The organism is Microbacterium sp., from assembly GCF_035554235.1.
In the GTDB taxonomy this organism is placed as follows: Bacteria; Actinomycetota; Actinomycetes; order Actinomycetales; family Microbacteriaceae; genus Microbacterium.
This window is the reverse complement of the sequence record NZ_DATMIO010000185.1, coordinates 1-14693: the sequence shown is the minus strand read 5'-3', so window position 1 is coordinate 14693 and position 14693 is coordinate 1. Positions and strand designations below refer to the sequence as shown.

Sequence of the window (14693 nt, the reverse complement as noted above, 5' to 3'; positions counted from 1 at the left end):
ACGGTCACCGACCCGTCGGGGGTGGTCAGGAATCCCGAAACCACCCCGGCGGGATTGTCCCAGCGTGGGACACGCGGGATGCCGTTTCGGGGGTGACTTGCGCTCGGGCACATCTTGCGCGCAGAGGATGATGGGTCCATGCCCGCTGCCCAGCGCCCCGGTCTTCGGGTCAACTCAGGAACCACATCCCCGCGACTGACCACCGAGGTGCGACCCGATTCTCGTGATCGAGTCAACTCCTAGTGGGTGAAGGCGGTCACGAGGCCTTCGGTGGGCATCGGGGACTCCAGACGATCCAGGTACTCGACGGCCTCCCGGATGTCGGCGATGAGCGACTCGGCGAGGTTGCGGCTCAGGCCGTTGCGCACGACGATGCGCTGCACGGTGAGATCCGAGAGGTCATCGGGCATCGGGTACGCGGGGACCAGCCAGCCCTTCAGGCGCAGGCGCTCGGACAGGTGGTAGAGGTTCCACTTGTCGGTGTGCCCCTTCGCGAGCTGCCACGCGAAGACCGGGATGTCGCTGCCGTCGTTCCAGAGGTCGAAGGCCTCCATCTTCGCGATCTCGCCGGAGAGATACAGCGCGACATCCTGCGACGCCTTCTGCACCTTGTAATAGCCGTCCCAGCCGAGCCGGAGGAAGAGGTAGTACTGCAGCAGCACCTGCGCGCCCGGCCGCGAGAAGTTCAGCGCGAACGTGGGCATGTGGCCGCCCAGATAGGTTACGTCGAAGACGAGCTCTTGCGGAAGGTCGGCGACCGAGCGCCAGATGACCCAGCCGAGGCCCGGGTACACGAGCCCGTACTTGTGCGCCGAGGTGCTGATCGAGACGACCCGCTCGACGCGGAAGTCCCACGCCAATTTCGGCTGGAGAAAGGGCGCGATCATCGCCCCCGAGGCGCCGTCGACGTGGATCTTGACGTCGAGTCCCGTGTCGGCCTGGATCTTGTCCAGCGCGGCCGCGATCTTGTCGACGGGCTCGTACATGCCGGTGTACGTGACGCCCATGATCGCGACGACCCCGATGGTGTTCTCGTCGACGTACCTGTCGAGTTCGAACCCGTCGAGCACCCGGTGCTCGTCGGTGATGGGCACGTAGCGCGCCTCGACGTCCCAGTAGTTGCAGAACTTCTCCCAGCAGACCTGCACGGCGCTCGAGAGCACGAGGTTCGGCTTCTCCGTCGATTTGCCCGCGGCCTTTCGGGCGAGCTGCCAGCGCCGCTTCAGAGCGAGGCCGCCGAGCATGCACGCCTCCGACGAGCCGATCGTCGACGTGCCGATGCTGTCGGCGGCGTCGGGTGAGTTCCACAGGGTCGCGAGCATCTTCCAGCACCGCGTCTCGATCGCGGCCGTCTGCGGGTACTCGTCCTTGTCGATCATGTTCTTGTCGGCCGATTCCGCGTACAGCTTCGAGGCGTACGGGTCCATCCAGGTGCCGACGAACGTCGCGAGGTTCAGGCGCGCATTGCCATCGAGCATCGCCTCGTCGTGCACGATCTGGTAGGCGGTCTCGCCCAGTGATTCGCCGTCAGGCATTCGATCCAGCGGAAAGTCCGTCGCCTCGCCCGCCCGCGCGAACATGGGGTTGAGCTGATTGGTGTCGCCGAGGCCGGTGAAGGCATGCGTCGACTCGCTGGGCTTGATGGGCTCGGACGTCGGGGGCGAAACGGTCATTGCTACGGCTCCTGCCTTCTGGCGTGAATCAGCGCATTTGCGAGGCCGAGCGGCCCGGGAGATGGGTCCCACGGCGGGCGTACTTGGCTCAGTGTGCCCGGCCCGTTGTTGCGACGCAATGGTGTCATCTGCATGAAAAGCCGCCTGCAGCAGGCAGGACCTGGACTGTTCGGGCGTTGCCGTCTACGCCTTTCCTGCGCGCCTCTGAGAGGAGACTCGGTCTGGCGGCGAGGGGCCCGAACGCAGAGGAGGCCTACGTTCACCCTGATCAGGTGACGCGGGACGAAAATCCTCCGCGCTACGGTGCAGGAAGCGGCACCCCGGCGCTGGGAGCCGCAGTGATCAGCGTCCGGGCTGAAGGCGTCATCCACTGAGCGCTCCGGCTGAAAGGTGCTTCCCCGTGAACCCGCAAGATGTGCTTCCCTTCCCGCCAACTCCCTCGGCGAGCATCGCCGGCAGGACGATGCAGGAGTCCGTGTACCGGCAGCGAGCGACAGCGAGCCGCCTGCCCGAAGACGCGCCCAACGTGCTCATCCTGCTGATCGACGACGCCGGCCCAGGTTTGCCTGATACGTATGGCGGTGAGGTGCGAACCGACACTCTCAGCCGGATTCACAACGAGGGTCTTGGCTTCAACCGATTTCATACGACGGCGATGTGCTCGCCGACGAGAGCATCGTTGCTGTCCGGCCGCAACCACCACCGCATCGGCAACGGCCAGATCGCCGAGCTCGCGAACGACTGGGACGGCTACGCCGGCGAGATTCCGAAGAGCAGCGCGCTGTGCGCCGAGGTGCTCAAGCAATACGGGTACGCGACGTCGGCGTTCGGCAAGTGGCACAACACGCCTGCCCTCGAGACGGGCGTGACGGGTCCGTTCCACAACTGGCCGACGGGCAACGGCTTCGACTATTTTTACGGCTTTCTGGCAGGTGAGGCATCGCAGTACGAGCCCAATCTCGTCAGAAACACCACCAGCGTGCTGCCGCCGAAAACCGCGCAGGAGGGCTACCACCTCAGCGAGGATCTCGCCGATGACGCCATCGCCTGGCTGCGAAACCACAAGGCGGCCGCTCCCGACAAACCGTTCCTGATGTACTGGGCGACCGGCTGCCTGCACGGCCCACACCACATCATGAAGGAGTGGGCCGACAAGTACGCCGGAAAGTTCGATGACGGCTGGGACGCCTACCGCGAGCGCGTGTTCGCGCGGGCGAAGGAGACCGGCTGGATCCCGGAGAGCGCCGAGCTCACGGACCGCGACGCGACGCTCGCCGGCTGGGATGACATCCCTGAGGACGAGCGAGCCTTCCAGGCCCGGTTGATGGAGGTGGCGGCGGGATTCGCTGAGCACGCGGACGTGCAGGCCGGCCGGGTCGTCGACGAGATCGAGGCGCTGGGCTACGGGGAGAACACCCTGGTCCTCTACATCTGGGGCGACAACGGATCATCCGGCGAAGGGCAGAGCGGGACGATCAGCGAACTGCTCGCCCAGAACGGCATTCCGTCCGCCGTTCCGCAGCACCTAGCGGCACTGGACGAACTCGGTGGCCTCGATGCTCTCGGCACGTCGAAGACCGATAACCAGTACCACGCGGGTTGGGCGTGGGCGGGCAGCACCCCGTACAAGGGCATGAAGCTGCTGGCTTCTCACCTCGGGGGAACAAGGAATCCCATGGCCGTGCGGTGGCCGGCGAAGATCGAGTCGGCTTCCGAGCCGCGACCGCAGTTCGTGCATTGCACCGACATCGTGCCGACCCTGTACGACCTGATCGGAATCACGCCGCCGCGGGTGGTCAACGGCATCCCTCAGGACGTGATCGACGGCACGAGCTTCGCCGCCATTCTGCACGACGCCGAGGCGGAGGCGACTCACCGCACCCAGTACTTCGAGATCATGGGCAGCCGGTCGATCTACCACGACGGATGGATGGCATCGGCATTCGGACCGCGGGCACCGTGGGTGCCGGGCCTGCCGCCGGGGATCCGTGACTGGACGCCCGATGGCGACGCATGGGAGCTCTACAACCTCGACGAGGACTGGACACAGGCTCACGATCTGGCGGCCGACCTGCCCGACAAACTGGCTCAGATGAGGGAGCTCTTCGCCATGGAGGCGGCGAAGAACAGCGTCTACCCGGTCGGCGGTGGCCTGTACGTGCCGTTCCTGCACCCGGAGTTGCGCATTTCCACGCCGTATCGCGAGTGGAACTTCTCAGGTGGCATTCGACGGATGCCGGAGTTCATCGCACCAGCGCTCGGCAACCGCGCTAACCGGGTCACCATTGCGGCCACCACAGAGGATGCGGCGGAAGGAGTGCTCTACGCGCTGGGTGGGTCCGGCGGTGGTCTCACCTGCTACGTCGAGGACGGACAGATCTGCTACGAGTACAACCTGTTCATCATCCAGCGCACCAAGTTCCGAACGGAGAAGCGGCTGCCTGCCGGTGACGTGAGTATCCAGGTGGATACGTCGTACGTCGAGGCGCGTCCGGCCGGGCCGCTACGCGTCGCGATCTCGGTGAACGGGGAAGAGTGGGCCAGCGGCACCGTGCCGGTGAGCGCGCCCCTGCTGTTCACCGCGAACGATTGCTTCGACGTGGGGATCTGCCTCGGCGGGGCGGTGTCACTCGACTACTTCGACCGGATGCCTTTCCCGTTCACCGGCGAGATCCACAACATGCACGTGATCTACTCCACCTAGAACCACCCCGGCGGGCGCGTTCGACGGCTGTGTCCATGGACGATGCGACCGGCGCACAGAGCGACGGCATACTGGCCAGGTGACCGACATGATCGCGATTCCAGCGGGCACGCTTCGGATGGGCTCGGCGGAGTTCTATCCGGAGGAAGGGCCGGTGCACGAGCGCGTCGTGGACGCGTTCGAGTTGGACGTGCACCCGGTCACCAATGAGGAGTTCGACGCCTTTGTCACTGCGTCGGGATACGTCACCGTGGCGGAGCGCGAACTCGACCCTGGCGATTTCGCCGGCGCGGATCCTGTCGATCTCGTGCCCGGGTCGATGGTCTTCACCCCGACATCAGGCCCGGTCGACCTGCGGAGCTGGCGGCACTGGTGGCGTTGGCAGCCGGGAGCGAGCTGGCGGGAACCTGCCGGGCCTGGCTCGTCCATCGAGGACCGGCTTCGTCATCCGGTCGTACAGGTGTGCTTCGAGGACGCGTCGGCGTATGCTCGGTGGTCCGGAAAGCGACTCCCCACCGAGGTCGAGTGGGAATGGGCGGCGCGGGGCGGACTCGTGGGCGCGCGCTTCGCCTGGGGCGACGACGAGAGGCCCGATGGGCGGCTGATGGCCAACACGTGGCAGGGCTCGTTCCCATACCGGAACACGGGTGCCGAGGGTTGGGTGGGCACCGCCCCGGTCGGTACTTTTCCCGCCAACGGCTTCGGCCTCGTGGACATGACCGGCACCGTCTGGGAGTGGACAAGCGACTACTTCGCACCGCGGCATCGCATTCCCGGGTCGGTCACTCCGGATGCCGGTCCCCGTGCGAACCTTCTGGCGTCCGCGAGCGTGGAACCGGGTTCCCGCATCCCGAGGCGAGTACTGAAGGGGGGCTCGCACCTCTGTTCGGCCGAGTACTGCTTTCGCTATCGTCCTGCCGCGCGCAGCGCGCAATCGGAAGACACCGCAACGACACACATCGGATTCCGCTGCGCCCGCTGAGGCTTCGCCCAGGTTTCGTCCAGATGGAGTGACGCGCAGCTTCCCGCCTCTCACTACGGTGTGCCCCATGAGCCCTTCCACCCAGGCCGCCGCGCCCCAACCGCAGGATCCTCCCCCCGCGCCCATCGCCGAGGCGAGCGGCGCGCAGGTCTCGACGGGTGACGCGATTCAGGCCGGAGTGCGAGGCACCGACCGGCGCAGGGGCATCCTCGCCATGATCGACCACCCGCTCGTCGTGGCGTTCGTCGCGACCCTCGGTGTGCTCGGGGCGCTTGTGCTCGGGTCGGCGATCGGCTCCATAGCTGCGATCCTCATCTACATCTTCCTCGCGCTCTTCATCTCGCTCGGTCTGGATCCCGTGGTGCGGCGACTGGAGCGCCGTGGAGTTAAGCGGGGGGCGGGCATCGCGATCGTCTTCGTCAGCTTCGTCATGCTGGTGGCGCTGTTCCTCATCTTCGTCCTGCCTCCGGTGCTCGCGCAGATCCTGGAGTTCGTCACGTCCATCCCCGAGGCGATCGTCGACGTTCAGCAGTCCGACTGGTTCCTCGCGCTCAGCACCGATCTGCAGCTCGCCCTGGGCTCCGGTCTGGATCAGATCTCCACCTCGCTCTCGCAGCCGGAAACGCTGGCAGCGATCGGCGGCGGCGCACTGGCGGTCGGCATCGGCATCGTCAACTTCGTCTCGGCCAGCTTCATCGTGGTCGCGCTCACCTTGTACTTCTTGGCATCGTTGACGGCGATGAAGCAGGCGTTCTACTCGCTGTCACCGGCACACGCCCGCCGGCGGCTCTCGGACATGACCGAGCGCATCACCGCATCCGTGGGCAGTTCACTCATCGGGTCGGTCACTCTGTCGAGCATCAACGCCGGCGTCGTGTTCTTCCTCCATCTCGTCATCGGGCTCCCGTTCCCGGCGCTGATGGCGGTCACCGCGTTCGTGATCACACTCATCCCGCTGTTCGGCTCGGTGATCTTCTGGCTCCTCGCCACGGGGATCGCGCTCTTCTCGAGCCCCACACAGGCGCTCGTCTTCGGTATCGCCTATCTCATCTACATCCAGCTCGAGTCGTACGTCGTCAGTCCGCGCGTCATGAATCGCGCCATCGCGATTCCCGCCGCGCTGATTCTGATCGGCGCGATGGTCGGCGGAAGCCTGATGGGTGTTCTTGGTGTTCTGATCGCGCTTCCGGTGATGGCATCGCTCTTGATGATCGTGCGCGAAGTCGTCGTTCCGAAACAGGACCGAAAGGTCTGACCGAGCCCACCGAGAGGGCCTCCGACGGCGCTGCGTTGCGTCGTACCGCCCATCTGAAGTGGACGCGACGGCGGGAGTCGAACCCGCAACGCTCCCGGGTATGAACCGGAGCCCGGGACCGCCCGGATCGCCGCGATGGAGACGACGTTATCCCACCGTTACCGCGGGGGCGAGAGGGTTTCCTGTCGTTTCGCTATGAGTCTTCGCGTGACGCCGGCGGGGCGGCATCCACGGCGGCGATCATGCGCGACAGAACCTCGCGGAGCTCCCCGCGAGCGGGCTCGGCGAGGTCGGTCGCATAGGCCACGCCCGCCGGAATCCACGACATCCCGTACATCGTCTCGCGGAAGTCCGCGCCGCCGACCGGCCACCGCGTGGTCGTCGGAGTCTCCTCCGTCGCCCCCTGGCCCCACTGGCCGAAGTGGGCCCGCATCTGCTCGAGGGGCAGCTCCATCACCAGATCGGTCTCGATCGGCTGGCGCACCCAGGTCGCCGCGACGCGGAAGAAGTCCTCGGTCTCCTCGGCCGTGAGCGGGCGCGGCTCGAACAGCACCCGCGTGTGCTGCACGTCGGCGAGCCGATCCACGCGGAAGGTGCGCCAGTCCTCGCGTTCGAGGTCCCAGCACAGCAGATACCAGTGGCGCTCGGCCGGGGCCAGGGCGTGGGGCTCGACGCGTCGCGGAGTCGTCTCTCCCGCCGCAGAGGTGTAGGTGAAGCGGATGCGTTCGTGATCGCGGCAGGCGAGGGCGAGTTCGCCCAGGATGTCGGGGGACACGGCCGGCGAAGTGCCGATCCCGATCGGCTGCACGACCGCCGCGAGCGCGTTGACACGTCGCCGCAGCGCGGCGGGCAGCACCTGCTCAAGCTTCGCGAGCGCCGTCAGGGTCGTCTCGGGCCCGTGCACGAGCCGCTGGGTCGCGGCGACCCGGAGCCCGATCGCCATCGTGACCGCCTCCTCGTCGGTGAGGAGGAGGGGTGGCACCGCACTTCCGGCTTCGAGCCGATAGCCGCCCGCGACCCCCGGCGCGGACTCGATGCGATAGCCGAGCTCCCGCAGGCGCTCGATGTCGCGACGCACGGTGCGCTCGGTGACGCCGAGCCGATCCGACAGCTCCATGCCCGTCCACTGCCGGTGCGCCTGCAGCAGGTTCAGCAGCTGCAGGGCGCGGTTGATCGTTTCGGCCATGCATTCAGGATGCCCGAGATTGAGGACGGAAAGTGTCCGCATTCGTTCCTACCGTGGGGTCATGGCGAACGAAACCATCATCGAATCGGAGGGCCTGACCAAGGTCTTCACTGTCAAGAAGAAGTCGGTCGAGGCCGTGACCGACCTCAGCTTCTCCGTCACGCGCGGCGAGCTCGTCGCGTTCCTCGGACCCAACGGCGCGGGCAAATCGACCAGCCTGCGCATGCTCACCACCCTCATTCCGCCGACCCGCGGCACGGCGCGCGTGGTCGGCCACGACATCCTGAGGCGCCCCGCCGACGTGCGCGCACGCATCGGCTACGTCGGCCAGCTCACGAGCGGCAGCTTTTCGCAGCGCGCCCGCGACGAACTGCTGAGCCAGGGCGCGTTCTACGGGATGTCGCGCGCCGACTCGGTGCGAAGGGCCGACGAGCTCATCGACTCGCTCGACCTGTCGAGCTTCGCGACCCGCACCGTGCAGCAGCTGAGCGGCGGGCAGAAGCGTCGCCTCGATGTCGCGCTCGGCCTGATGCACGCCCCGCCGCTCATCTTCCTCGATGAGCCGTCGACGGGGCTCGACCCGCAGAGCCGGGCGAACCTGTGGCAGCACATCCTCGACCTGCGCGAGCAGCACGGCACGACGGTCTTCCTCACGACGCACTACCTCGAGGAGGCCGACCGATATGCCGAGCGCGTCATGGTGATGGACAAAGGACGTGTCATCGCCGACGACACGGCCGGGGCGCTGAAGGCGACCCTCGCGGGCGATGTGCTGACCTTCGGGTTCGGCTCGGCCGACGAGGCCGACCGGGCGGCCTCGGTGGTGGCCGGTCTCGCCCCGGTGGAGGTGCGGCGCGAGGCCGCGGCCACCGGATCGAGTGGCGGCGTCAGCGGCGTATCGGGATCAGCGATCGCCCTGACGGTGCCGGACGGCGATCGGCTGCTGCCCGCCATCGTGCGCGCGCTGGATGCCGCGGGCATCTCGGTCGCGAGCGCGACAGGCGTGCCGCCGACCCTCGACGACGTCTTCCTGGCGCTCACGGGGCGCACGCTCCGCGAGGCCGGCGAGGGTGACGCCGGCGACGACGAGAACGACAAAGAACAGAGCACTTCGACGGGGCTCAGCACGAGTCCCGCAGCATCCACCACGACGGGAGCCCAACGATGACCACCCAGCCTCGCGCGGCGACGCGCCCCGACACGAGCGTGCGACCCAACGCGACACGCGACACCTGGAACGTGCTGACGCGGGAGCTCAAGCCCGTCGTCCGCGACCCGTTCACCCTGATCTTCAGCCTCGTGCAGCCGCTCGTGTTCCTCGGGCTGTTCGCTCCCCTGCTGATCGCCCAGTCGGGTCAGTCCGCGGGGGAGACCCTGCAGTGGTTCGTCCCGGGCGTGCTCGTGATGATCGTGCTGTTCGGCACGGGGGCGACAGGGTCGAACCTGCAGTACGAGATGATGACGGGCTCGCACGAGCGAACCCTCGTCGCCCCGCTGGCGCGGTCGTCGCTGCTCGTCGGCCGGGCGCTCAAGGAGATCGCACCGATCGTGATCCAGGCGCTCATCATCGTGCTCATCGCGTGGCCGTTCGGCTTCACGATCAACGTGCCGGGCCTCGTGATCGGGCTCGCGCTGCTCGCCGTGTTCGGCGTCGGGCTCGGGGCGCTCTCGTACTCCCTCGCCCTCGCCACAAAGGACCGGGAGTGGCTCTTCTGGGGGGTGCAGCAGACGCTGATCTTTCCGCTGCTGATCCTCTCGGGCATGCTCCTGCCGCTCGATGAGGCGCCCGCCTGGATGCGCGCCGTCTCGGCCGTCAACCCGATCAACTGGGTGGTGCAGGCGGAGCGGGCGCTCTTCGCCGGCGACCTCGGCGACATCACGGTGCTGTGGGGCTGGGTGGCGGCCCTCGCGCTCGCCGCCATCGGACTCATCGTGGGGGTGCGCTCCATCCGGCGCAGCAGCTGAATCCCTTTCGGCGCGTGAGCCTCCTCGAGTGGGGACAGCACACGCGCCGCTCGGGCGTGTCTGCGACGCGCCCGGGATCCACTACCGTGATTCCATGACGACGGCGCGGGTGCGAGCAGTGCTCGCCGCCGTCACCGCACTCGTCCTGCTGGCCCTCGGATTCGGCGTCGCCGTGGTCGTGGGCGACGAACTCGGCATCCGCACCGAGGACGGCGACTCTCCGTCCCTGACACAGACTCCGGAGGCGCAGGTCGCGCCGAACGTTCTGCCGCCCGCGCTGACGCTGGATGTGCCGTCGACGCTGCGGCTGGATGTCGCGACCGACGAATTGCGCGACGCGGTGGCAGCGGCCCCCGGCACCGAGGGCACCGCGACGCTCACCGTCGAGTACGCCGGGGGCGACCCGGCCGACGAGACCTATCGCCTCGAGGGATCGACCGACGCCCTGAGGGTCGTCGCGGAGAGCGAGACCGGGGCGGTGCGGGGCGTCTACGATCTCGCGGCGGCGGTGCGCGACGGGCGCGCGGTCGCCTCGGACCTCGGCCGCACGGTCACCTCCCGGCTGGGGCTTCGCATGGCCGACCTCGGGGCCGTCGGCGTCGAACCGGACGAAGCGGCGTGGTCGGACGGCGCGGACTACTCGCACGCCTCGCGGGCGTTCGAGGACGTCATCCTTTCCGAAGCCCCCTACATCGAACAGGATGCCCTCGCCGACGCTCAGGAGGAGTTCGAGGAGTTCGCGAAGCACATCCTCGCGGAGGGGTACAACGCGATCACCTTCCCCGGTTTCATCGAGTACGCGACCTTCGAGGGCGTAGACGGCGTGTATCCCGACGACGATGCTCACATCGAGCGGGCCCTCGCGATGCAGGAGGCCTTCGGGCCGATGTTCGACTACGCGGATTCGCTCGGCATGAAGGTGTTTCTGCGCACCGACATGCTGACTCTGACGACGCCGCTCGCAACCTACTTGACCGAGCGGTTCGGCTCGCTCGACACCGAGAACCCGGAGCTCTGGGACGTTTACGCCGCCGCGTACGACGAGGTCTACGCCGCTATGCCCTCGCTCGATGGCACCGTCATCCGCATCGGCGAGGCCGGGCCCGTGTACGACGTCGAGGGCTGGGACTACTACTCCGCGCTCGGGGTCACGACGGTCGACGCGGTGCGCGCGATGCTGAGCACCCTGTCCGCCGGGGCGGAGGCATCCGAGAAAGACCTCGTATTCCGCACGTGGAGCGTCGGCGTCGGCGCCGTCGGCGACATGCACACCAACCCGGAGTCGTACGACGCGGTGCTCGGCGGCATCGACTCGCCCGCCCTGATCGTGTCGACGAAGTACACGCTCGGCGACTTCTACAGCTGGCTGCCCGAGAACCGCACCCTCGAGATCGGGGAGCAGCGCCGCATCGTCGAGTTCCAGAGCCGCCGGGAGTTCGAGAACTTCGGGGCGTTCCCGAACGACCTCGGCGCGGAGTACCAGCGCGCACTGCAGAGCTTCCTCGCGGCGAACCCGCGCATCGAGGGGATCTGGACGTGGACGCAGGATGGCGGACCGTGGCGCGCCGGCCCGATGTCGCTGTACCTGAAGTCGGGCTTCTGGCAGCTCTACGACCTCAACACCGAACTCGCCGTGCGCCTCGCCCGCGACCCGGGTGTGGACGTGCAGCAAGTCACCGTCGACTGGGCGCGGCGCTGGTTCTCGGATGACGAGGCCACCGTCACCGCGATCGCCCAGGCGATGGCACTCTCGCGGGAAGCCGTCACGGGCGGAATGTACATCGGTCCCTTCGCCGAGAAGCGCGTCTACGCGATCGGGCTCGAACCGCCGCCCATGATGTGGATCTTCGAGTGGGACATCCTCACGGGAGACTCCGCGGCGCTCGATGTGATGTCGTCGATCGTCGGCGGCAGGGTCGACGAGGCCATCGCCGAGGGTGCGGAGGCGGTCGCTGCGGCGGAGCGGATGCGGTCGCTGATCGAGTCGACGGATGCCGCGGCCTGGCGCGACGCCGGCCTGCGGGAAGACTTCGTCGGCACGATGGACTACGAGGTCGACGTGCTGCGCATGCTCACGGCGTACCGGGCGATGATCCTGCACCAGGGACGGTGGCACGCGACACTGGCGCCCGACGCCTACTCCGCGTGGGGCGAGTCGCGCGATGAGTTCGAGGCGCTGGCGGGCGACCACGTCGCGCGGTACGAGGGTGACGTCGACTACCCCGCTTTCAACCTCACGGCCGCGCACTTGGGCGTGGAGCGCGCCGACCGTGACGTCGCCATGTCGTGGGCCGCCCGCATCCTGCTCGCCCTCGCCGTCGCCTGGGTCGTCATCGGCATGGTGGCCTCGCGCACGCGGCTCGTGCGCCGCCCGGGTGCCGCCGCCGCACGCGTGTCGTGGATCGCGGCGACGCGACCCTGGCGCGCGCGGGAGTCGACGCTCGGGATGCTGCCCCTCGACCGGTGGCTGCTGTTCGTGGTTCCGGGTGGCCTGCTCGTCGCCACCCGGGCGATCCAGACGTCTCTGCTCTCGTGGGTGCACGTCGCGGCGACACTCGGGGCGTGGCTCGTGTTCGTGATCGTGGTGCTCGTCGCGCTGCGCAAACGCTCGCCGTGGGCGGTCATCGCGGCGGTCGGCGGGGTCGTCATGCTGCGCTGCGCGCTGCTGCTGGTCGCCCTCTCGCTCACGGGGCCCGGCGGCTACTGGTACGCGTTCTGGACCGAACCGGTGCTGCGCACGGTCTACATCACGATCGCGTTCGCCCTGTTCGTCTGGGCATTCGTGGCGGGTGCCTGGGCGCTGGTCGCGCAGTTCGGGCGCAGGCGCAGCACCGGCATCATCCTCGCCGGCGTCGGGTTCGGGCTGGCCGTTCCCGCGCTCGTCGTCGCCCTCGTGGGGCTCGAGCAGGCGCTCACCGCCTGGAACGACCAGATCGGGCTGCTGCCGTGGGGGCTCTCGCGCATCCTCGGCATCACCGTCTACCTCGACATCCCGCCCGATGCCGCATGGTGGGCGGCGGGCCTGGGCGCCCTGATCGCGGTGGCCGGGGTGCTGCTCGCGCTGCCGGGCAGGCGGCAGCCGCCCGGGAGGGTGCCCTGAGTCAGCGCCCCCGCGCAGGGGCGGGTGTCGGTGCGCCCGCTTACACTTGAGGGGACATGACCGACGCCTCCACGCCCATGATCATCGTCGGCGGCGACCGTGGCCCCGGCGCGGCGGGCGACGCCGACGATCTTCTCGTCGGCCTCAACGAACCCCAACGCGAAGCCGTGCTCTACCGCGGCCCCGCCCTCCTCATCGTCGCGGGCGCGGGCTCGGGCAAGACGCGCGTGCTCACGCACCGCATCGCGAGCCTCATCCGCAACCGCGAGGCGTGGCCGAGCCAGATCCTCGCGATCACGTTCACGAACAAGGCCGCCGGCGAGATGCGCGAGCGCGTCGGGCACCTGGTCGGACAGGCATCCCAGGGGATGTGGATCTCGACGTTCCACTCGGCGTGCGTGCGCATCCTCCGGCGCGAAGCCGAGAACTTCGGGTTCACCCAGTCGTTCACGATCTACGACTCCGGTGACACGCGGGCGCTCCTCAAGCGGCTGGTCAAGGAGCACGAGGCGGATGCCTACGGGCTCACCCCCGCGGCGGCGATGGGCAGGATCTCGAAGCTGAAGAACGAGCTCGCCGACGCGGAGTCGTACGCGCGCCAGGCCAACATGAGCGACCCGGCCGAGCGCGTCTTCGTCGAGGTCTTCGCCGACTACCAGCGGCAGCTCCAGCGCGCGAACGCCTTCGACTTCGACGACCTCATCGCGCAGACCGTGTACCTCTTCCGCGCGTTCCCGCGCGTGGCGGATGTCTACCGCCGGAGGTTCCGCCACGTCCTGGTCGACGAGTACCAGGACACCAACCACGCCCAATACGCGCTCATCCACGAGCTCACGCGGCCGATCGGGTCCGACCCTTCGACCCTTCGACAGGCTCAGGACGGCGCAGGCTCAGGGACCGGGGGTGGATTCGCGTCGGGCGGCATGATGATCTTCGACACTTCGACCCTTCGACCGGCTCAGGACGGCGCGGGCTCAGTGACCGGTGGAGGCGGGGACCCCGACAAGGCGGGAGCGTCGCTCACCGTCGTCGGCGACTCCGACCAGTCGATCTACGCGTTCCGCGGCGCCGACATCCGCAACATCAGCGAGTTCGAACGCGACTATCCCGGCGCACGCGTGGTGCTGCTCGAGCAGAACTACCGCTCGACGCAGAACATCCTGACCGCGGCGAATGCCGTGATCCGCAACAACTTCGATCGCAAAGACAAGAAGCTCTGGACCGACGTCGGGGCCGGCGAGCTCATCGTCGGCTTCACCGGCTACTCGCAGCACGACGAGGCCCAGTTCGTGGCCGACGAGATCGAGGCCCTGCACCGGCGGGGGATGGCGTACTCCGAGGTCGCGGTGTTCTACCGCACGAATTCCCAGAGCCGGGCGCTGGAGGAGATCTTCATCCGCTCCGCGCTGCCCTACAAGATCATGGGCGGCACCAAGTTCTACGAGCGCGCCGAGATCAAGGACGCGATGGCGTACCTCACGGCCGTGGCGAATCCGGCCGACGGGATGGCCGTGCGCCGCATCCTGAATCGTCCCCGCCGGGGCATCGGCGACGTCACCGAGACGGCGATCCAGAACTTCGCGGACCGCGAAGACATCACGTTCCGCGACGCCCTGTCGCTGCCGGCCGAGCTCGGCGTGGGCCCGAAGATCCAGGCCGCCATCGCGCACCTCGACGGCGTGCTGCGCGAGGCGTCGGCGCTCATGCTGCCGGCATCCGGAGAGCTCGCACCGCCGACCGCCGTCGCCGACGGGCTCAGCCTGCTGCTGCAGAAGTCCGGCTACCTCGATGCCCTGCGCGCGAGCAAGGACCCGCAGGACGAGGCGCG

General features: G+C 68.2%; 9 protein-coding genes and 1 tRNA gene. 7 read left to right on the top strand and 3 right to left on the bottom strand.

From position 1 onward, the window contains the following. Positions 1 to 239: 239 nt before the first annotated feature. Positions 240 to 1580: a glutamate decarboxylase gene (gene gad / locus VNT50_RS09625; RefSeq protein ID WP_325484903.1), complete on the bottom strand. Its 1341-nt coding sequence runs from the start codon at positions 1578 to 1580 to the stop codon at positions 240 to 242. Positions 1581 to 2073: 493 nt separating this feature from the next. On the opposite strand from gad, the gene VNT50_RS09620 reads away from it, so the two are divergent. From VNT50_RS09620 to VNT50_RS09610, 3 genes are all read left to right on the top strand, one after another. Further along, on the top strand, positions 2074 to 4377 hold the full coding sequence (locus tag VNT50_RS09620; protein ID WP_325484894.1) for an arylsulfatase: 2304 nt from the start codon (positions 2074 to 2076) through the stop codon (positions 4375 to 4377). An 88-nt stretch (positions 4378 to 4465) separates the two neighbouring features. Continuing rightward, on the top strand, positions 4466 to 5359 hold the full coding sequence (locus VNT50_RS09615) for a formylglycine-generating enzyme family protein (protein ID WP_325484902.1): 894 nt from the start codon (positions 4466 to 4468) through the stop codon (positions 5357 to 5359). A 67-nt stretch (positions 5360 to 5426) separates the two neighbouring features. Continuing rightward, on the top strand, positions 5427 to 6614 hold the full coding sequence (locus VNT50_RS09610; protein WP_325484893.1) for an AI-2E family transporter: 1188 nt from the start codon (positions 5427 to 5429) through the stop codon (positions 6612 to 6614). Between the two features lie 59 nt (positions 6615 to 6673). Here VNT50_RS09610 and VNT50_RS09605 read toward each other — a convergent pair. Next, positions 6674 to 6749 (bottom strand) — tRNA-Met (locus VNT50_RS09605). 58 nt (positions 6750 to 6807) lie between these two features. Next, on the bottom strand, positions 6808 to 7800 hold the full coding sequence (locus tag VNT50_RS09600) for a helix-turn-helix transcriptional regulator (protein WP_325484892.1): 993 nt from the start codon (positions 7798 to 7800) through the stop codon (positions 6808 to 6810). A 61-nt stretch (positions 7801 to 7861) separates the two neighbouring features. Between VNT50_RS09600 and VNT50_RS09595 the strand changes: the two genes are divergently transcribed. From VNT50_RS09595 to VNT50_RS09580, 4 genes are all read left to right on the top strand, one after another. Beyond that, on the top strand, positions 7862 to 8968 hold the full coding sequence (locus tag VNT50_RS09595) for an ATP-binding cassette domain-containing protein (RefSeq protein ID WP_325484891.1): 1107 nt from the start codon (positions 7862 to 7864) through the stop codon (positions 8966 to 8968). Next, a complete protein-coding gene (locus VNT50_RS09590) occupies positions 8965 to 9765 on the top strand; it encodes an ABC transporter permease (RefSeq protein WP_325484890.1) in 801 nt (266 codons plus the stop codon). Before VNT50_RS09595 ends, VNT50_RS09590 begins: the two co-directional genes overlap by 4 nt. Before the next feature lie 94 nt (positions 9766 to 9859). Next, complete coding sequence (locus tag VNT50_RS09585) at positions 9860 to 12865, top strand: hypothetical protein (RefSeq protein WP_325484889.1); 3006 nt, start codon at positions 9860 to 9862, stop codon at positions 12863 to 12865. 56 nt (positions 12866 to 12921) lie between these two features. Beyond that, on the top strand, positions 12922 to 14693 hold a 1772-nt coding region (locus VNT50_RS09580), incomplete at its 3' end, for an ATP-dependent helicase (RefSeq protein WP_325484888.1).

Coding starts and splice junctions, on each gene's coding strand:
- gad (WP_325484903.1), bottom strand. CDS start 1,580: ATGTTCGCGCGGGCGGGCGAGGCGACGGACTTTCCGCTGGATCGAATG.
- VNT50_RS09615 (WP_325484902.1), top strand. CDS start 4,466: ATGATCGCGATTCCAGCGGGCACGCTTCGGATGGGCTCGGCGGAGTTC.
- VNT50_RS09610 (WP_325484893.1), top strand. CDS start 5,427: ATGAGCCCTTCCACCCAGGCCGCCGCGCCCCAACCGCAGGATCCTCCC.
- VNT50_RS09600 (WP_325484892.1), bottom strand. CDS start 7,800: ATGGCCGAAACGATCAACCGCGCCCTGCAGCTGCTGAACCTGCTGCAG.
- VNT50_RS09595 (WP_325484891.1), top strand. CDS start 7,862: ATGGCGAACGAAACCATCATCGAATCGGAGGGCCTGACCAAGGTCTTC.
- VNT50_RS09590 (WP_325484890.1), top strand. CDS start 8,965: ATGACCACCCAGCCTCGCGCGGCGACGCGCCCCGACACGAGCGTGCGA.
- VNT50_RS09585 (WP_325484889.1), top strand. CDS start 9,860: ATGACGACGGCGCGGGTGCGAGCAGTGCTCGCCGCCGTCACCGCACTC.